This is a genomic window from Actinacidiphila rubida (assembly GCF_900110255.1).
GTDB lineage: Bacteria > Actinomycetota > Actinomycetes > Streptomycetales > Streptomycetaceae > Actinacidiphila > Actinacidiphila rubida.
Window position 1 is genome coordinate 46,796 of sequence record NZ_FODD01000027.1, and the last position, 19,131, is coordinate 65,926.

Genomic DNA, 19,131 nt, shown 5'->3' on the forward strand with positions numbered 1-19,131 from the left:
CATCCCGCGGGTGATCGCGCCTGCCTTCGGGGGCGGGGCGAACTCACGGCCAACTGCACTGGAGTTCCCATGCAGTTCCTGCCTAACCTGAGCGTGATCACACGTCCCGCTCAGCAGAGGAGTCTCATGTCCGTGGCCCGACAGGCACAGGACATCTTGTCGCCGGAGTTCGCGCAGGATCCCTACGGCAACTACCAGATCATGCGGGAGAGCACTCCGCTGGTCTGGCACGAGGCCATGCAGAGCTACATCATCTCGAGGTACGAGGACGTCGAACGCGCCTTCAAGGACAGCGTCTTCACCACCGACAACTACTCCTGGCAGATAGAACCGGTGCACGGGCGCACCATCTTGCAGATGAGCGGCCGGGAGCACGCGGTGCGCCGGGCGCTGGTGGCGCCGGCCTTCCGCGGCAAGGAGCTGCAGAAGAAGTTCCTGCCGGTGATCGAGCGGAACTCCCGGGAGCTGATCGACGGCTTCCGGCAGACGGGTTCGGCGGACCTGGTGAGCCAGTACGCGACCCGCTTCCCGGTGAACGTGATCGCGGACATGCTCGGCCTGGACAAGGCCGACCACGACAAGTTCCACGGCTGGTACACCGCGGTGATCGCCTTCCTGGGCAACCTCAGCCAGGACCCCGAGGTCGCGGCCGCCGGTGAGCGGACCCGGCAGGAGTTCGCCGAGTACATGCTGCCGATCATCCAGGAGCGGCGCGCCCACCCCGGGGACGACCTGCTCTCGGCCTTGTGCGTGGCCGAGGTCGACGGAACCGTGATGAGCGACGAGGACATCAAGGCGTTCTGCAGCCTGCTGCTGGCGGCCGGCGGGGAGACCACCGACAAGGCCATCGCGAGCGTCTTCGCGAACCTGCTGCGGCACCCCGACCAGCTCGCCGCGGTGCAGGCCGACCGGAGCCTGATCCCGCGGGCCTTCGCCGAGACCCTGCGCTTCACCCCGCCTGTGCACATGATCATGCGCCAGGTCGCCGAGGACGTGCCGGTCAGCGGCGGGGTCATCGGCAAGGGCAGCACCGTCACCTGCCTGATAGGCAGCGCCAACCGTGACGAGCGGCGGTACGCCGACCCGGACCACTTCGACATCTTCCGCAGCGACCTCAACGCCGTCAACGCCTTCTCGGCGGCGGCCGACCATCTGGCGTTCGCGTTGGGCCGGCACTTCTGCGTCGGGGCGCTGCTGGCCAAGACGGAGGTGGAGGTCGGCGTCAACCAACTGCTCGACGCACTGCCCGGGTTGCGGCTGGCCGACGAGGCCGACCCGTCCGAGCAGGGGGTGTTCACGCGCGGTCCGGCGTCGGTGCGGGTGAGCTTCGACGTCGCGTGACCTGATCGGGCGGGTACCGGGGGCGGGGCCCGGTACCCGCCCCCGGGGCCTCAGACCACGTAGGCCGAGGTGAAGCGGACCGGCAGGGCGTCCAGGCCGCGCATCCACACCGACGGCCGCCAGGCCAGCTCCTCCGGTGCCCCGGACAGCGAGACGTCCGGCAGGCGGTCGAGCAGCACCTCCACCGCCGTGCTGGCGATCACCTCGGCGAGTTCGGGGGCCGGGTAGGGGCAGCGGTGCTCTCCGTGGCTGAAGGACACGTGCGCGCTGTTGCCGGCGACACCGCCGAGAGCGTCCGGGCGGACCTCGGGGTCGGTGTTGGCCGCGGCGAGGCCGAGGACGACGCAGTCGCCCTCCTTGATGTGCCGGCCGCCCAGTTGCGTGTCGCGGGTGGCCCAGCGGCCGATGAAGTTCTGCGTCGGGGTGTCCTCCCACAGCACCTCGTTGAGCGCCTGTCCCGCGCTCCCGCGCCCGCCGGACATGGTGACGGCGAAGCGGTCGTCGGTGAGCATCAACCGCAGGGCGTTGCCGATCCAGTTGGCGGTGGGCTGCTGGGCCGCGGCGATCACCGAGATGAGGTCCTGGACGATCTCCTCGTCCGCGAGCCCGGCCTGGTGCGCGAGCATGCGGGAGGTGACGTCCGGGCCGGGGGCGGCGCGCTTGCTGTCCAGCAGTCCCTGGATCCGTGCCTGGACCCGGAGGTAGGCGGCCACCGGGTCCTCGCCCTCGGCCGCGTCGAGCGAGGTGGTCAGGTCCTTGACCATGTCGGAGGTCTCGGACTCCGGCAGGCCGCACATCCAGATCGCGGCCAGCAGCGGCAACGGGTGCGCGAAGTCGGCCATCAGGTCGGCCTGCCCGCGCCCGGCGAAGGCGTTGATGAGGTCGTCGGCGACGTGCTCGCAGTGCCGCCGCAGCTCGAACTGGTCGACCTCGACGAGTGCGTCGCTGATGGCGCCGGCCCGGCGCTGGTGTTCGGCCCCCTCGGCGAACAGCACGGACGGCTGGTACCCGACGAAGGGCATCAGCGGCCAGTCCGGCGGGATGCTGTCCCAGGCGTTCCAGCGGCGCGAGTCCCGGGCGAAGAGCTCGTCGTTGGTGGTGACGTAGTGCAGTTCGCGGTAGCCGAGGACCAGCCACGCCGGGATTCCGCCGTCGAGGAGGACGGGGGCCACCGGACCGTGCCGGCGCCGCATGTCCTGGTAGAGCCGGGCCGGGGTCTGCTGGAAGGGCAGGCCGCTGAGTGCCACGGCGTCCGGGTGGGCCGGGCAGCCTGCGGGAGGTCCCGCGGAGGGGGGTGCGCCGGCGGCTTGGTCGGTCACTGGTTCTTCTCCCGGGCGTGTGACAGGGCGTAGAGGTGGTCGACGAGGGCGATCAGGACGTTCTTGCTCGATTCCCGCTCCCGCACGTCGCAGTCGATCAGGGGGACGTCCTCCGGCAGGGTGAGCGCGTCCCGTATCTGGTCGAGGCTGTGCACGGGGTCGCCGAAGTTGTTGCGGGCCACGATGAACGGGGTGCCGTGGTGCTCCAGCCGGTCGATGGCGTACCAGGAGTCGGCGATGCGGCGCGGGTCGACCAGGACGACCGCGCCCAGGGTGCCGGAGAACAGCCGGTCCCACAGGAACCAGAAGCGCTCCTGGCCGGGCGCGCCGAACAGGTACAGCACCATCTGCTCGTTGAGGCTGATCCGGCCGAAGTCGAAGGCGACCGTGGTGGTGGACTTGGCCTCGACGCCCGTCGTCTCGTCGACGCCGACGCCCGCCTGGGTCATCGTCTCCTCGGTGTTCAGCGGCCGGATCTCGCTGACCGAGCGCACCATCGTGGTCTTGCCGACTCCGAACCCGCCGACGATCACGATCTTGAGGCCGTTGTCCGCCGTACTGGCCAACCGCGTCCGGGCGTTCGGGTCAGAGGTTCTTGAGTCCAACGAGCACCTGCTTCAGAAGTTCGGATTCGGGCAATTCAGGAAATTCGGCCAATCCGGTCAAGGCGGCCTGGCTCGTGCCCCTGCGTGCTCCCGTGCGAGGGTGGCGGGCGGTGATCTTGCCCGCGTCGAGCAGGTCGGAGAGCAGGATGCGCACCACGCTCACCGGGAGTTCGAGGTAGGCGGACAGCTCCACCACCGCGACGGGTGACTGGCACAGCCGCAGGATCCTGACGTGCTCGGACTGCATGCCCGCCGTCGGCTCGGACTCGGCGACGATCAGGGCGACCAGGTCCAGCCGGGTGTCGTCCGTGCGGCTGCGGCCGCCGGTGACGGTGTAGAGCCGGTCGGGGTTCTCGCTGTCGACGGACCGACGGGTCATGCCGACTCGTCACCGGTGCGCCGCGGGGGCGCGCTCAGGTAGTCGCTGAGCTGCTCGACGAGTTCGCTGATGTTGTGCCCGACCAGTCCCGCGTCGGCGTCCTGAGCGGCCACGACGGCGAGGTGGGCGCCCTCTCCGGCCTCGACGATGATGAGCAGCCCGCCGTGGAACTCGGTCATGGACTGCCGGACGCCGCCCGTTCCGTCCCCGAACTCCACCGAGGCGCCGTGCGACAGGCTCTGGATCCCCGAGGCGATGGCGGCGAGCTGGTCGGCCTGGTCGAGGCTCAGGGCGGCCGAGTGGCTCAACTTGAGGCCGTCCCTGGACAGCACGAGGGCGTGCCGGGTACCGGGAGTGCGCTCCAGGAGTCCTTCGAGCAACCAGTCCAGGTTGTGTTCGGTGGTCTGCATCGCGGTCGGGGCGGTTCCGGGTCATGGCCCGGACGGGGGTGCCCCTACCTCCAATCTGTTGTCCTGTGGGATGTGGCGATCGGTGAACGGAACGGCCGGGAGAGGCCTGGGGCCGCACGCGGTGGGCGCTCGGGCGTGCGACGGCTCAGCCTGCGGTGCCGCCTTCGGCGGCGGCGGTGCTGTCGTCGTCCGCGGGGCCGGCGCTGGGCGTGGCCGGGTCGCCGGCCTCCGGGTCCGTCCGGTCCGTACGCTGGTTCGCGGCGCGGAACTCACCGAAGCGGGCGCCGAGGTCGATGCGCGGGCGCGGCACGTCCGCCGGCTCCTCGAGCGGGGCCTGCGGGCGGGTGGCCTCGGACATGGTCAGGCCGCGCACGCGCTTGGGCAGGACGTACAGGTCGTCCTCGGCCGCGTCGGTGTCCGCAGCGGCCGCGTCGGCGTCAGGAGCCGCCACGGCATCCGGGCGGACGGCGCCCTCGGCGGCCCCCGACCGCCGGTGCGGGTCCGCTCCGCGGTCTCCCGCAACGTCCCGGTCTGCGGCGCCGGACGTCTCGCCTGCGGAGGCGGGCACGGGTGCGGGTGCGGCGGTGTCGGCGAGCTGTGCGTCCTCCTCGCGCAGGCGGGTGATGAGCTGCTGCGGGATCAGGACCAGCACGCCCGTGCCGCCGCGGGAGGACGGGCGGAAGTGGACGCTGAGCCCGTGCTTGCGGGCCAGGCCGCCGACGACGGCGAGCCCGAGGCGGGTGCCGGACAGCGTGCCCAGGTTCAACGGGTCGTGGGAGACGGCGTACTGAGCCCGGTTCAGGGCGGCGGGGCTCATCACCAGGCCCGCGTCCTCGATGGTGACCATCACCCCGGTGGTCAGCTCCTCGACGTAGACGTGCACCATCTCCGTCGGGGGCGAGAACTTCGTCGCGTTGTCGATGAGTTCGGCAAGGGCGTGCATCACGCCCTCGGCGGCGTGGCCCACCACGGCCACCGAACTCGTCGAGTGCAGGCGGACGCGCTGGTAGGCACTGATGCGGCTCATGGCGCCGCGCAGGACGCTCTCCATGACGATCGGCCTGGTCCACCGCCGCCCGGAACGGCCACCGGTGAGGACCGCGATGCTGTCCGCGAGCCGCCCGGCCTGCGCCGTCGCGTGGTCGAGCTTCAGCAGGTCGCCGAGGACTTCCTGGTCGTAGCGGTTCTCCATCTCCCGCAGGTCGGCCAGCATGGTGGTCGACAGGGCCTGGACCCGGCCCGCGGCGTTGGCGCACGCGGCGAGGGTCGCGGTGCGCATGCGCTCACCGCGGGAGAGCTGGGTGGCGAAGACCTCCAGCACCTTCTGGTGCCCGGCGCTGTCGAGCTTGGTCGTCCCGGCCATCGCGGTGGCCGCGGACGCACCCTCGTCGAGCTGCTTCATCAGCTCGGGGATGGCCTCGTCGACCAACCGCAGGGTATCGGCGTCCACTTCGCTCAGCCGGCCGCTCAGGCGCTCGATCTCCTTGCGGGTACGCGCCAGTTCGGCGCGGGCGGCCTCCAGTTGCGCCGCAAGCTCCGCCGCGCGACGCTCCTCCGCGTCGTGATCCTGCTGCAACCGGGCCGCCTCGGCTCGCAGTTCGAGGCCCCGGGACTCGGCTGTCCGCTGCGCCTGCCGCAGGTCGTGCGCGCGTCCGGCGGCAGTGGCGATCCAGCCGGCCGCGGCGGAGAGCAGGACCCCGCACGTCACGGACACCCCGAGCACCCAGCTCCGCGCGTCCGCGGGAGCGGCGGCCCCGAGGCCCGCGCAGGCCAGGGCGCAGACCGCGACCACCGGCCCGGTGACGGCCAACGGCCTGGCGAGGGACGGCCGACCAGCCGGCCGACCTGGAGGAGAAGACACTGACATCTGATGGTCCTCGGTGGACGATAGCGGGACAACGAGAAGGGATCAGGGGCCGGGCCACAGACCGCGCAAATGCCGTGACACGAGAGCGAAAGGGTGCGCTGTCGAGCCTGACCGGCGAGCTCAGACCTGACCGCTCCCCAGGGGCGCGATGATCCTACCCAGCCCGGGACACCTCGCGCGCCGACGGCTTCCGGTTCACCTCCCCGGCTCCCCGTCCGCCCGGCTCCGAGGTCCCCAACTCCCTTGCTTTCCTGGAGTGCACGTGGCGGTCATGGCCGCGGACCCGGTTCCGGCGGAGGCGCCGGGGGGCCGGGCGGACGCAGTGATCCGGAGATCACGCGACGCAACCGACCTGCCACCGTTGCGGGTTGCATGGTTCCTGGGCATGGCGTCCGTGGCCGCGGGAGCGTACCGGTCGCCCCACAGGGTCAGTTGAGGTGTCCCTCGACGGCCGGGGTCACAGCAATCGGCCGACCAGCCCGTCGATGTAGTCCGGCGTGAGCGGGACGATGCCGAACAGGACGCGGATGTACATCGGGGCCAGGATGTGGTCCAGCACGTCGAGCGCGTCGAGTGCGCGCTCACCACGTTCGTGGGCGCGATCGAGCATGGACTGCAACTGCCGCATGCGGTCGGCACGGAGGATGTCACCGGCCCGCAGGCCCTGCTGACCGGTGCTCGACAGGGCGACGGCGAGATGCAGTACTGCCGGCCCATCGGGTCCGGTGATCTCGCGGGCCACCTGGGCCGCGTAGGCGCGCAGGTCGCCGGCCAGGCTCCCGGTGTCGGGCATCGGCGACCGCGCGTTGAGGCGCGTGAGGGCCACATCGGTGAGCAGGGTTTCCAGACTGCCCCACCGGCGGTAGACGCTGCTGTCGGCAACGCCTGCGCGGGCCGCGACGTCGCCGACGGTGAAGTTGCCGTAGCCGCGCTCGCTGATCAGGTCGGTGACGGCCTGGTGCACCTGCGCGCCGACCCGTGCACTGCGCCCGCCGGGGCGCCGCGCCGGCTGTCCTTCGTTCATGCCTCACCTTAACGCAGCTCCCGCTTGCGTTTGCGGCAGGGTGCGCCCTACGATCATCTAACGCAGTTCCTGGCTGCGTTAGGGCGAGGGTGTCGCCATCCGCCTCGGCCACGGCCAGGTGCGACCAACGATGGAGGGGGATCCCATGTCCGCGTCGCACGCGACCGTCGGGAGACGGTCACACCGGGCCGTACTGCTCACGGTGACCTGCCTGGGCCAGTTCATGGTCCTTCTCGACAACACGATCGTCGGGGCGGCGCTGCCCGACATGCAGCGCCGGCTGCACACCCAACTGACCGGTCTGCAGTGGATCGTCGACGCGTACGTCCTGCTGGTCGCCATGCTGCTGCTGTCCGGCGGTGTCTTCGCCGACCGGTTCGGTCGCAAGCGGGTGTACCTGACCGGTGTGGCGGCCTTCACCGCGGCGTCGGTGCTGTGCAGCCTCGCGCCCTCCCTCGGCTGGCTGATCGCCGGCCGGGTGCTGCAGGGCATCGGGGCCGCAGCGCTGAGCCCCGCCTCCCTGGCCCTGCTCGCCGCCGCCTATCCCGCGCCGCAGGAACGCGTCAAGGCGATCGGCCTGTGGGCCGGACTCAGCGGAATCGGGCTGGCCGCGGGCCCCGTGGCCGGCGGTGTGCTGACCGAGGCCTTCGGCTGGCCCGCCATCTTCCTGGTCAATCTGCCCATCGGTGTGGCCCTGTTGCTGGTCGGCCTGCGCCACCTCGGCGAGTCGCACAAGCCGGGCGCCCCCGCGATCGACATCCCGGGCACGGTGCTGTCCGTTCTGACGGTGGGGGCACTGACCTACGGACTGATCGAGGGCGGTGCACGCGGCTGGACCTCGCCGGTGATCCTGGGCAGCTTCGGCGCGGCAGCGATCCTCCTCGCCGCACTCGTCGCCGTCGAAGCGCGTCGCTCCGCTCCGATGCTTCCCCTCGGCCTGTTCCGTCAGCGCCTGTTCACCGTGTCCAACACCGCGATGGTCGTGGTGGGGTTCGCGCTCATGGGCTCGTCGTTCTTCTTCTCCCAGTTCTTCGTGTACGTCCAGGGCAGCTCGATCCTGCGCGCCGGCCTGCAGACCCTCCCCGTCTCCCTCGCCATGGTGATCGTCAGCCCGTACGCGGGCCGGCTCGCCGCCCGGCACGGCTTCCGGGTCGTGGTCACCACCGGCCTGGCCCTGGCCGGCCTGGGACTCCTCGCGCTCGGTACCGTGCACGCCGGCACCGGGTACGGAAACGTGTGGTGGCGGCTGGGACTCGTCGGTACCGGCTTCGCCCTGACGATGTCCCCGCTGACGGGAGCCGCGATCCAAGCCGTCAGCCCGCAGGACGGCGGCCTCGCCTCAGGTGTCAGCAGTACCACCCGGCAGATCGGTGCCGTGCTCGGCGTGGCGCTGCTCGGAGCCGTCGCCCGCGCGCGGCAGTCCGGCGGCGCCTCCTTCGAGACCGGCCTCGACAGCGCGTTCCTCGTCGCCGGCGCCGTCACGCTGGCCACCGCCGTGTTCACCGGCCTGTGGCTGGCGGGGTCCAAGCCGGCGCAAGGCCCCGCGGGGCCGCGGCGTTCCACCGAGCCAGCCGCGGTCACCACCTTGAGCGAGGCGGCTCCGAACAGCCCGAACCAAACGAGGATCACCTGACGCGCTGGTGACCAGCTCGGCGGCCGACCCGTCGCTGTGCAGGGACTGCTGCCGCGCTGACGGTCGACAGTCGTGGCCGGTACTGACTCCGGCAAGCCCGCAGCCAGTGCGATCCAGCGTGTGGTGTTCAAGCTCTGCTGCCCGATCCGGCCGACGGCACCGCCGATCACGTCGTCGACGAGTGCCGGTTCGATGCCGGTCCGCTCGACCAGCGTGCGGATGGCGTACGCGTGCCGATCGACCAGGTGCACCCCGGCGAGCGCACCCTGCGCCTTGCCGGAGGGGACCTCGCCCTCGGTTCGGATCCGTTGTGCTCGCGCCCTCGAAGCGAGGCCGGGCGCGGCTGCCGTCGGAACACGCGGGCCAGGCGGTCAAATCGGCGGGCTTCGTGCCGCCCGTTGGCACAATGAAAACGACCTTCGCGCCTGGGCGCGTTGCATACAAGGGAACCGACGATGCCGACGCGAGAAGTGAAGGACGCAGAGCCGACCTGCGGCCACGTGAACCTGCCGCCCACTGTGGTGAGCACATGAGCGGGCCAGGCGACGACCACGATGAGCAGGCTGCTTCCACCCCGAGCGCCGACCTGTCGGTCATGGTCACCTTGCTCACCACCGAGCACTACAACCTGCAGACGCGACGTGCCGCGACCATCGGCGAGGCCAACGGACGGGCGAGCATCTTCTTGGGCGCGGTGTCGGCCGGGCTGATCGCGATCGGATTCCACGGCACATCGTCCGGCCGCGCTCCAGGTACCGTCCTGTTCGACGTGCTGGTGCTCTCGTGCCTGAGCTTCCTGGGCGGCGTGACCTTTCTGCGCTGCGTGGAGCTCGCCATCGACGACTGGCAGTACTACCTCGGAATCACCGCACTTCGGCAGCGATACGTGACGCTGGCTCCGGAACTCGCCGAGTTGGTCGCCTCGGAGGCCGGAGCGGAGCAGTCGGCCACCATGCTCACGCCGGGCCGGCAGGTGTTCCAGATGACGCTCACCGTTGCCGGCAGCATCGGTGTCATCACCGGTGTCCTCGCGGGCGCGGACGCCGGGGTCCTCGCCTACGGCCTCCACGCGGCATTCGGCCCGGCTGTCGGAGTCGGGGCAGCGGTGGGCCTGCTCGTCACCGTCACCTGCGATCGCTTTCAGCGGGCGCGCTGGAGCGGAGCCATCCGCGCCTGATCGGTCATCGCTTTCACCGACCAACCGCACCCATCCGCCCCAACGCTCGAACCGGTCCGAGGCCGGAGCGGCCGGCGATCTCGCGCTGGAGACGTACCGTGCCCCGAGACCACGGCGTCCGCGACCCGGCCATGCCGCCCCGTCACTGCCCGGTCGCGCCGTCGTCGGTGCCGCTCCCGTGCGCGTAGGCCACCAGGGCATCGACCGTGACACCGAGCGCGTCCGCCAGAGCCGCGATCGTGAACAGGCCGGGAGCGGCTGAGCCGGCGATCTCGATCCGCTTCAGTGTCCGGCGTGAGACCCCCGCGGCATCGGCCAGCTGTGTGTGGGTCCACCCTCGTTCCTCGCGCAGGGTGCGCAGCCGCATGCCCAGCCGTGCACCTTTGAGGTGCTGTTCCTGACCGGCGGACGGTCTTCCTGCCATGGGTGAGTCCTCGTTCTGCTTCGACGATGTGGACCTCTTTGACCTCTCGGGCTCACGGGCCCGATCCGACGGCTGCACGGTCACGGGGTGAGGTCGTCCGGCCGGGAGAGTGGATCTTGCAGCTCGGTGCGCAGACGGGCCGTCCTCGACGAAGCCAGCCCGAACCGGGCGCCGCGCAGATCCGTCGCATACGCGGTGATGCGGTCCAAGTCCCTGAGCTGGCGGCGCAGTTCCTCGGCTCGGAATTCGTCGGGGTCCTCTGCGTACCCTCCTTCGTCTCCGGGAAGTCGGGGGGCGGCTTCAAGCGCCTCACCGCTGGTGAAGAGCGCGAAGTCGGTGCAGCCGTGCAGGTACGCGCGCGCGGCGTGCAGAATGGCTGCCGCCGCGGGTTCCCGCGCGTCGTCCGGTCCGTCAGTCCCGTCGTTGTGGCAGTACTCGCTCAGGTAGAACGTTCCCAGCCCGCTCTTGACGGCGCCGAAGGCGGAAGTGTCACCCAGGGCGCCTGCCCACACCGCGCTCAGCAGAGGGCGCAGGCTCAAGGTGAAGGACCTCTGGGCGCGCAGGGGCAGTGCTTCGTGCGCCCGCAGGAGGCGTTGTGCGACGCCGGCGCTGAACACGGTTCGCTCGCCGTCGGACGACTCGGCAAGCCGACGCGCCACCTCGGCGTCCAGGGCCTTCCACGCCACCGCCCACACCTCGGGGCGGGTGGGGGCACCGTTTGCCACGCGCTGCCAGGTGAGTTCGAAACGGGCCTGGTCCAAGGGAGCCGTGGACAGCCGCAAGGTGTCCGCGTCGATGAGTTCGGCGTACCGCCTCTGATCGGAGTCGAAGGGCGGGATGCCGACGTGCACCAGGTGCGTCAGCACCCCCGCACCGGTCGAGTACCGTCCCGCATAGGCGATGGTCAGCGGACGTCCTTCGCGCCTGCCACGGATGACGACGGACATGAATCCGTCGGGGGAGTAGCTGATCATCCCCGACGCCTCGCTGCCGTACGCGTTCCTTGAGGCTTCCCCGTGCCCGTGGTGTTCGGTGACGCTCTTGAGCCGCCAGCTGCCCGCCAGCGTCCCGGCGTCGATTGTGTGTTTCACCGCTCTCCCACCGGTTGGTCGCGCACGACGTCCTCGCGGACCGGCTCTCCGGGTTGTCGGTGGCCGAGGTGAGCCGCGAAGCCATGCAGCTACGAAAGAGTAACCCTCTGAATCCTCATGGACAACTCAGTGGCTGTCGCGTGGTCGCCGCCTGACCGGGCTGACTGCACGACGCCCGCGAAGCGGTGCCCGGCGGGGGAGCGGACCCGGCGGTAACCTGGGCTGGTACAGCGACGTTGACCGGCCGGGCGGCGATGCCAATGGATCCGAGCGACCCCCCACGCCGTCTCGGAGGCGTGGACGGCGCAGGAGACGGCCAGGAGTTCCTGCTCTCAGCGGCGCGAGGGCTGGTGCATGAGGTCGGTGCCGCAGCCGCGACCGTCTTCCTCCGCGTTCCGGGGACGCCTGAGCTGCGGGCGGCCGTGGTGGCTGTGACTGCCCTGGGAGTCGGCTCCGTCGAGCGCGTTTCGGTGGACGACGACGTCTATCCGTCAGCCGAGGCCTGGCGGACCGGCCGGGTCGCAACGGCCCACTCGACGGAGATCATGGCAGGCCACCCGGACCTGTCGGTGCTCGCGCCCCTGCCGTATCAAGCAGCCGCAGCGCCATTGTTCTCCGCAACCCACCGGTTCGGGACGATCACCGCGTTCTGGCTGAGCGCCCACGGTGGGGCCGACAGGGCACAACTCGAGCGCCTGGCCGAGATCGCGGCCGACCTGACGGCCGGTCTTGAAGAGCTGGCCGACCGCGGTCAAGCACCAGAGCCTCCCCGAGTGCCCGTCGTGGTGGCAGTCGACGACCAGGCAGCCGACGGCGGACGCATGACCTCCGCCACCGCCCCGCTGATCTACCACCTCCACAAGCTGGCCATCCTCCTGCCAGGGGTGACTCGCACCCGCGACGCCGTCGACCTGGCCATGGAGCGGGTGATGAGCGGATTCGGGGCCAGCGCCGCGATCGTCAGCCTCATCGACGCGGACCGGCTGTACCTGGCCGGCGCGTCAGGCTGTGCGAGGGAGTTCCTGCGTACCGCCAACGGTGTGCCCCTGGGACGCAGCACGCCCGAGACGGACGCGGTTGCCAGGCAGCGGCAGACTCTCTACGCCACCGCTGATCCCCGCGTCCGTGGCAGGCTGCCGGATGAGGCGTCGGATGACGACTGCTTCTGGGTGGTCCTGCCCCTGCTGGTCGGCGACCGGCCGGTGGGCGCGCTGTCGATGGCGTTCGACCAGCGCCACAAGGAGATCGTCGCCGAGCAGGCGACGCTGACCGCACTGGCAACAGTGCTGGCACAGGCGGTCGAGCGCACCCAGATGCACGAGGCGCGGCACGAGTTGGCCGAGGGCCTGCAGCAGGCGCTGCTGCCCAGGATGCTGCCCCAGCCGGCAGGCGTCGTCAGCACCAGCAGGTACGCGTCGGCCACCAGCGGGATCGAGCTCGGCGGCGACTGGTACGACCTGATCGGACTCCCCGCCGGGGGCGTGGCCATGGTCATCGGCGACGTGGAGGGCCACAACACGGCCGCCGCCGTGGTGATGGGACAACTGCGCAGCGCCGTACGCGCCTACGCCGCCGAGGGCCACGATCCAGCGGCGGTGCTCACCCGGGCCAACCAACTCCTGGTCGGGCTGGACACCGACCTGTTCGCCACCTGTTGCTGCGTATGGCTGGACCCGGACACGGGCAGGACCCAGATCGCCAGCGCAGGCCATCCACCACCGCTCATCTTCACGAACGCCGCCGCCGTCCCCCTTTCCGGCCTCGATGTCGGAATACCCCTGGGTATCGAGGCCGGTGCACGCTACGAGGCGGCCGAGCTGGAGCTGGAGCCGGGTGCGCTGCTCGCCTGCTTCACCGACGGGCTGGTCGACTTCGCGGGCGACCTGCGGCCAGAGGCGGTGAAGGCCGCCTTCGCCGGCGAAAGGGACCTCGAGTCCCTCGCGGATCAGCTCATCGGCGGCTTCGAGGACCTGCACGTCCAGCATGCCGATGATGCCGCGCTGCTGCTGGCGCGGTACGAGGGGCCCTCCGCCGAGGCCCGGCGCAACGTACGCCAGCTGAAGATCCACCGTCGTGACCTGCTGGGAGCCCAGCGCACCCGCGCCCTGCTCAGGCAGTGGCTGGACGGATGGGGCCTGGCCGACATGGCCGACGAAGAGGAACTGCTGGTGTCCGAGGTCGTCACCAACGGCCTGGTCCACGGCGACAGCGACGTGTACGTCTACGTGCGCCGGTATCCCGAGCGCGTGCGCGTGGAAGTCCGGGACAGCGACCCACACCCCGCCCAGGCCGTGACGATTCCGCGGGAGGAGGACCAGGCCGAGGGCGGCCGCGGGCTGGTGATCGTCTCGGCACTGGCTTCTGCCTGGGGCAACTCTCCTGGCGGGCGCGGCAAGACCGTGTGGTTCGAGCTGCCGATTGCTGATCCTGAGCGCGGCCGACACCTGAGCACGTGACGGGGCTGTGCGGCGGCACTCAGCCCGCCTGGTCCGCGCTCTCCCCCTCGGAGTCCTCCTCGGGGTACACGTCGGTCCTGACGGCACGGACATCCGCCCAGGGCACCTCGTACCCGAGGTCGTCGATGAAGGCCACGTGAACCGGGCGGTCGGTGCGCATCGCACGGCGCTGAATGCTCGGGCCCTCAGGCCGCGGCAGGTTCCTGTCGCCCCACTGCTGCAGGGCTCCCAGCACCACTTCCAGCTCCTGCCCCGCGTCCGTGAGGTGGTACTCGTAGCGTGTACGGCTGCCCGGCTCCTGGTACGGCTCCCTGTACATCACGCCGTACTCCACCAGCGTAGCCAGCCGCCGACTCAGCACGTCTGCGGCCAGGCCCAGAGCGGACCGGAACTCGGCGAACCGCGTGGTACCGGTCAGGGCCTCGCGCAGGATAAGAAGAGTCCAATTCTCGCCGAGAACTCCCAGACTCCTCGAGACCGAACAAGTGGAGTCATGCATCCACGAACTAGCCATGAAACGATCGTACCTGAGTTCTGTGCGCCGATCCAGGTGATGTCGCTAACCCTCATCTATACATGACGAGGAACATTTAAAACCTCTGGGAGTCGGCCAGGTTCGCCCAATGCCCGGGCGATCATTCCCTGTGTACTCACCCGGGGCGGCTCGGGCATGGAGCCGGGCGACTCGGGCTGTGGGCCGTAGGCCGAGTGAGGGGCGAGGAGTCTGCCTCCTTTCCCGCTCATGGCGATTCGCGGGGTGGCCGGTAATAGGTCTGGGGCCGGGCGGTGGCGAGCCGGTCGCGCAGCCCTGGCGGGGTCGACCGCGGGCTGCCGTAGCCCGTCTGGCCTGCGGCGTGAGGTGTCGCGGCGTGGGATCGGACCCGCCGACGGTCAACCGTGGGGCCCGGCGGTGCGAGGGGGGCGCAAAGATGCCGCTTTCCCTGTGAGCGCTTGCGGATTCCCTCTCTCTTGTCGCGTCGAAATCGACTCCGGCGCTGCATACGTAAAGAACGCAGAATGGATCGCAGGTGACTTTTCCTCATTCGTCTGGCCGTCCGAGGGAGTCAGGCTTTCCCCTCGCCATGTTGAAGGCGGCGCGGCGGTCGGCTTTCGCGGAGTGAGTATCCAGGACGATTCTCGTCGTGGGACGCTTCGGCACAGGTCGTGGCAATTGTGGATGACATACCACTGAAGTGAGAATTCAGCCCGCAATTTTTCCTGTGTGAGCTTTGCGAGGCGAGGAGAAGGGCACGGAACGCTGTGGTCTGAACGTGCGGACGGGGGTGGTCTCCCGGCTCCTCCGCGCGACGGCGAGGGCCTTCTGGAGGCCCGGATCGGCGGCCGGAACCAAGGTGGGCCTAAATTGCCCGTTCCAACTCAGCATGCTAGGTTGTCGTGACAGACTCAGTGGGTGTCGGACGCACGTCGTCCCACGTGAAGCCACGGAAGTCACGCAGTGGTTACGGAGGGTGGCCCGGGTGCGCATGCACCGGGAGTCGGCGCTCCACGGGCGCGACGCCCTGATCGGGCGTCCGCAACGCTGAATTGACCGACCCCCGTTCGGAGTGGGCCTCATGGAACCCGATGTCGCGTACGACCTGATTGGAACCTCTGAGGCCTTTCGGCCCTTGGAAACGATCCGGGAACCGTCCGTACGGCCTCCGCATCGGTGGGCCGGGCGCTGATATGCGTCTGGCTGCACATTTACCGCACGTGGCGGTGGCGGCGCATTTTCGGGGTGGTGCCGTGGCGACGCCGCGAGAAGTCACGAGGCCGTCAGTGATGGCGAGATGTCCCGAGGTCACGTGATCGGGGACCCGTAAAAGTCCATTGGCTGTTTGATCGATCATTCCTGGCCGGCGGCATGACAGTGCCGGTCATCACGACGTCAGCCGTGCGCGGAATTCGGTGCCGGGACGGCGTGATCCGAGTGAGGCAACCAGAGGGGCAGATGCATGTCGACGCCAGAATCAAGGGAAGCAAGGGAAGCAAGGCCGGTGCTGAGCGATGACCAGTGGGCCCGGCTGCGGGCCTACGGCATCAAGCAGACGACCGAGGCCGGTGACGTGCTCTTCAAGGTGGGCGAACCGGCCGGTGACATGATCCTCGTCGAGTCCGGTGGCATCGAGATCTTCCGGCCGGGTACCTCCGACGTGCAGGAGGCCGTGGTCGCCCGTTACGGCGCGCGGGAGTTCAGCGGTGAACTGAATCTGCTCACCGGCCAGTCCACCTATCTCAGTGCACGGGTAACGGCACCCGGAGCGGTCTACCGCGTGGGGACGAGGCCCTTCCGCCGGCTGATGGACGAGGACCCGGACCTGTCCGACGTCGTTCTGCGGGCGCTACTCGCCCGGCGCGAAGACCTGCGTGCCAATGCTGCGGCCGACAGCATGGTCATCGTCGGCCACGATCTGTCGGCAGGGACCATGGCGCTGCGCACCTACGCCGCGCGCCAACGGCAACCACACACGTGGGTGGAGGCGAACTCGCCCTCCGGTGCGACCCTTGCCGGAGCGGTGGGAGCCGGCGCGGACGACTTCCCCCTGGTCATCACGCCTGCAGCAGTGCTGCGGCAGGCCACTCCCTCGGACCTGGCCGACCACCTGGGCCTGTCCTACCGACCCACGGCGGGAACGACGCTGGACCTGGTGGTCATCGGCGCGGGGCCGGCCGGACTGGCCGCAGCGGTGTACGGCGCCTCGGAGGGACTGCAGACCCTGGTGCTCGACTCCGTGGCCTCCGGCGGACAAGCAGCGGCCAGCTCCAGGATCGAGAACTACCTCGGCTTCACCTCCGGCATCAGCGGCGCGGACCTGACCGGCCGTGCAGTGGTGCAGGCGCAGAAGTTCGGCGCGCGCATCGCCAGCCCGTGCCAGGTCGCGGAACTGGACGCGACCGGTGACCGGCTGCGGGTGGTGCTGGCGGACGGCACCGAGATCAGCAGCCGGGCCGCTGTGATCGCCACCGGCGCCAGCTACCGGTCCCTGCCACTCACTCGATGGACCGACTTCGAGGGGGCCGGCATCTACTACGCCGCCACCGAACTGGAGGCCCGCGCCTGCGGACCCCATCCGGTCGCCGTCGTCGGCGGAGCAAACTCCGCCGGTCAGGCATCCCTGTACCTCGCGGGGCGGGGTGCCGAAGTCGCCCTGATCGTCCGTGGCGGCGACCTCGGAGCGGGCATGTCCTCCTACCTCGCCGACCGCATCACCGCCCATCCCGCGATCACCGTGCGCACCTCCACGGAGGTGACCGGGCTGCACGGCGGTGACCGCCTTGAGGCGATCACCGTGAGCGGCAACGGGCAGGACGTCCCGGTCGAGACGGAACTGGAGTGCCGGGGACTGTTCTGCTTCATCGGCGCAAGCCCGGCCACGGACTGGCTGGAGGGCGTCGCGATGGACGATCACGGGTTCATCCTCACCGACGTGAGTGTTCAGGACGCGGCCCTGAGCGGGCCGTGGGCCGAACTGGGACGCCGGCCGTTGCCCTTCGAGACCAGCCTGCCGCGAGTGTTCGCGACCGGCGATGTCCGCGCCGGCTCCATGAAACGTGTCGCAGCGGCCGTCGGCGAGGGCGCCAGCGCGATCCGCTCGGTACACATGTCGCTGACCACGATGCCCACATGACCCACCAGGGCCGCAACCACCGTCACCATCACGAGGACACTCCATGACCACACCAGCACGCACCCCCGTCGTCTTCATCCACGGACTGTGGCTCCACGCCTCGAGCTGGGGCCCCTGGCTGGACCTGTTCTTCGACGCGGGCTACGAGGCCATCGCACCGGGCTGGCCGGGCGAGCCGGACACCGTCGAGGAGGCCAGGGCGCACCCCGAACTCGTCGCCGACATCGGTATCGACGACGCCACCGACCACTTCAGGAAGATCATCGGAGCCCTCGACGGCGACCCTGTCATCGTCGGGCACTCCTTCGGCGGCCTGATCGCACAGAAACTGCTCGGCGAAGGCCTGGTCTCCGGCGCGGTGGCCATCGACCCCGCGCAGATGAAGGGCGTCCGCCCACTGCCCCTGGCCCAGATACGGTCCGCGCTGCCCGCCATGGGCAACCCGGCGAATCTGCATCGCGCGGTGTCGCTGACCCGGGAGGCATTCCGATACGGCTTCGGCAACGCACTGTCACAGGGCGAGTCGGACGAACTGCACGGCAAGTGGTCGGTTCCCGGGCCGGCGCGCCCGGTCTTCCAGGCGGCCACCGCCAACTTCTCGCCCCGCTCGCAGGCCAAGGTGAGCACCGCCAACGACACCCGCGGACCGCTGCTGATCATCTCCGGCACCGCGGACCACACCGTGCCCGATGTGACCACCCGCGCCACCTACCGGCAGTACCGCCGATCCGGAGCGGTGACCGAACTCCTGCAGTTCGAGGACCGCGGCCACTCCCTGACCGTCGACAGCGGCTGGAAAGAGATCGCGCAGGCGACCCTGCAGTGGCTCAAGCAGCACCGGCTCTGAACACACCAGCCCGGCCAAGGGCGTTCGACGAACCTCCGACAGGACACATGCGATGACATCCTCGTTCGAGACGATCACCACCCGCCTGGACGGCCGGGTGCTGTACGCGACATTCGACGCGCCCCCGATCAACCTCATCGGCCCCGAGCTCGTACGGGACCTGGTGACGCTCCTGGGCGACCTCGCTCAGCCGGGATCACCGCGCGTCGTGGTGTTCGACAGCGCAGACCCCGATTTCTTCATCCCGCACGTCGACCTGACCAAGGTTCCTGCGTACACCGCGCAGGCAGCCAAGGCCGGCGGACCCGGAGACGCCTCGCTGGGGATGCTGCTCCGCAGCGTCAGCCAGGTCCCGGCGGTCACCATCGTCAAGCTGAGAGGCCGGGCCAGGGGAGCAGGCAGCGAGTTCGCTCTGGCCTGCGACATGCGTTTCGCATCCCGGGAGAACGCCGTACTCGGCCAGATCGAAGTGGGAATGGGCGCGCCTCCGGGTGCGGGAGCACTCCAGCACCTGTCCCGACTGCTCGGCCGGGGCCGGGCGCTGGAAGCCGTCTTGACCTCCGCCGACTTCGATGCGGACCTGGCCGAGCGCTACGGATGGGTGAACCGCGCCCTACCCGATGCCGAACTCGACGACTTCGTGGCGTCGACCGCACAACGCATCGCAGGGTTCCCGCGTGATGCGGTGATCGCTGCGAAGGCCGCGATCAACGACATCACTCTGCCCGAACCAGCCGCGGTGCGAGCCGACGCGGCCGTCTTCCAGCACCTCGTGAGCGGAGACAACGTCAAGGTACGGGCTGCCGAGCTGTTCCGGCGCGGGTTGCAGACCCGCAGCCCGGCGGAACTCGACCTGGGCACCACGCTCGGCGACCTCGAGGCCGCGGACTGATGGCCGGGTCACACCGGACGGCACGCCACGCCGCCAC

The 19,131-nt window shown here is 70.1% G+C and carries 16 protein-coding genes and 1 pseudogene; 7 read left to right on the plus strand and 10 right to left on the minus strand.

Annotated elements, in window-relative coordinates; all coding sequences use genetic code 11:
* The first annotated feature begins 126 nt into the window (after positions 1–126).
* Positions 127–1,341, plus strand: a complete 1,215-nt coding sequence (locus tag BMW99_RS25455) for a cytochrome P450 (protein WP_069463380.1) — start codon at positions 127–129, stop codon at positions 1,339–1,341.
* A gap of 50 nt (positions 1,342–1,391) precedes the next feature.
* On the opposite strand, the gene BMW99_RS25460 is transcribed toward BMW99_RS25455, so the two are convergent.
* The 6 genes from BMW99_RS25460 to BMW99_RS25485 form a co-directional block, all read right to left on the minus strand.
* Complete coding sequence (locus BMW99_RS25460; protein ID WP_069463381.1) at positions 1,392–2,660, minus strand: cytochrome P450; 1,269 nt, start codon at positions 2,658–2,660, stop codon at positions 1,392–1,394.
* Positions 2,657–3,265, minus strand: coding sequence for a GTP-binding protein (locus BMW99_RS25465; RefSeq protein ID WP_069463382.1), 609 nt, complete (start codon positions 3,263–3,265; stop codon positions 2,657–2,659). Before BMW99_RS25465 ends, BMW99_RS25460 begins: the two co-directional genes overlap by 4 nt.
* Positions 3,246–3,644: a DUF742 domain-containing protein gene (locus BMW99_RS25470; RefSeq protein WP_069463383.1), complete on the minus strand. Its 399-nt coding sequence runs from the start codon at positions 3,642–3,644 to the stop codon at positions 3,246–3,248. The genes BMW99_RS25465 and BMW99_RS25470 overlap by 20 nt, the downstream gene beginning before the upstream one ends.
* The gene (locus BMW99_RS25475; RefSeq protein WP_069463384.1) at positions 3,641–4,054 is read right to left on the minus strand and encodes a roadblock/LC7 domain-containing protein; all 414 of its coding nucleotides are present in this window, start codon (positions 4,052–4,054) and stop codon (positions 3,641–3,643) included. The genes BMW99_RS25470 and BMW99_RS25475 overlap by 4 nt, the downstream gene beginning before the upstream one ends.
* Positions 4,055–4,199: 145 nt before the next feature.
* Complete coding sequence (locus tag BMW99_RS25480; protein ID WP_069463385.1) at positions 4,200–5,864, minus strand: sensor histidine kinase; 1,665 nt, start codon at positions 5,862–5,864, stop codon at positions 4,200–4,202.
* Positions 5,865–6,378: 514 nt separating this feature from the next.
* The gene (locus BMW99_RS25485; RefSeq protein ID WP_069463386.1) at positions 6,379–6,945 is read right to left on the minus strand and encodes a TetR/AcrR family transcriptional regulator; all 567 of its coding nucleotides are present in this window, start codon (positions 6,943–6,945) and stop codon (positions 6,379–6,381) included.
* A 145-nt stretch (positions 6,946–7,090) separates the two neighbouring features.
* Between BMW99_RS25485 and BMW99_RS25490 the strand changes: the two genes are divergently transcribed.
* Positions 7,091–8,578 (plus strand): MFS transporter, encoded by a 1,488-nt coding sequence (locus BMW99_RS25490; RefSeq protein ID WP_069463387.1) that lies wholly within the window; start codon positions 7,091–7,093, stop codon positions 8,576–8,578.
* A 44-nt stretch (positions 8,579–8,622) separates the two neighbouring features.
* On the opposite strand, the pseudogene BMW99_RS25495 reads toward BMW99_RS25490, so the two are convergent.
* Positions 8,623–8,883 (minus strand): annotated as a pseudogene (locus tag BMW99_RS25495) (thiolase family protein); the annotation flags it as partial.
* A 101-nt stretch (positions 8,884–8,984) separates the two neighbouring features.
* Between BMW99_RS25495 and BMW99_RS25500 the strand changes: the two are divergent.
* On the plus strand, positions 8,985–9,755 hold the full coding sequence (locus BMW99_RS25500) for a hypothetical protein (RefSeq protein ID WP_141726113.1): 771 nt from the start codon (positions 8,985–8,987) through the stop codon (positions 9,753–9,755).
* Positions 9,756–9,897: 142 nt separating this feature from the next.
* Here the strand turns inward: BMW99_RS25500 and BMW99_RS25505 are convergent, their stop codons facing one another.
* Positions 9,898–10,179: a helix-turn-helix domain-containing protein gene (locus BMW99_RS25505; RefSeq protein WP_075017613.1), complete on the minus strand. Its 282-nt coding sequence runs from the start codon at positions 10,177–10,179 to the stop codon at positions 9,898–9,900.
* A gap of 80 nt (positions 10,180–10,259) precedes the next feature.
* Positions 10,260–11,270, minus strand: coding sequence for a lipocalin-like domain-containing protein (locus tag BMW99_RS25510; protein WP_069463390.1), 1,011 nt, complete (start codon positions 11,268–11,270; stop codon positions 10,260–10,262).
* Positions 11,271–11,740: 470 nt separating this feature from the next.
* Here BMW99_RS25510 and BMW99_RS25515 point away from each other — a divergent pair, with 470 nt between their 5' ends.
* Positions 11,741–13,726: an ATP-binding SpoIIE family protein phosphatase gene (locus BMW99_RS25515; RefSeq protein ID WP_218159313.1), complete on the plus strand. Its 1,986-nt coding sequence runs from the start codon at positions 11,741–11,743 to the stop codon at positions 13,724–13,726.
* 19 nt (positions 13,727–13,745) lie between these two features.
* Here BMW99_RS25515 and BMW99_RS25520 read toward each other — a convergent pair whose 3' ends face one another.
* Positions 13,746–14,240: a winged helix-turn-helix transcriptional regulator gene (locus BMW99_RS25520; protein WP_069463392.1), complete on the minus strand. Its 495-nt coding sequence runs from the start codon at positions 14,238–14,240 to the stop codon at positions 13,746–13,748.
* A 1,483-nt stretch (positions 14,241–15,723) separates the two neighbouring features.
* Between BMW99_RS25520 and BMW99_RS25525 the strand changes: the two genes are divergently transcribed.
* The 3 genes from BMW99_RS25525 to BMW99_RS25535 are packed head-to-tail and all read left to right on the plus strand — an operon-like array spanning position 15,724 to position 19,094.
* Positions 15,724–17,355: an FAD-dependent oxidoreductase gene (locus BMW99_RS25525; RefSeq protein ID WP_218108408.1), complete on the plus strand. Its 1,632-nt coding sequence runs from the start codon at positions 15,724–15,726 to the stop codon at positions 17,353–17,355.
* 43 nt (positions 17,356–17,398) lie between these two features.
* Positions 17,399–18,202, plus strand: a complete 804-nt coding sequence (locus BMW99_RS25530; protein ID WP_069463394.1) for an alpha/beta hydrolase — start codon at positions 17,399–17,401, stop codon at positions 18,200–18,202.
* Positions 18,203–18,254: 52 nt separating this feature from the next.
* Complete coding sequence (locus BMW99_RS25535) at positions 18,255–19,094, plus strand: enoyl-CoA hydratase/isomerase family protein (protein ID WP_069463395.1); 840 nt, start codon at positions 18,255–18,257, stop codon at positions 19,092–19,094.
* Positions 19,095–19,131: the final 37 nt, after the last annotated feature.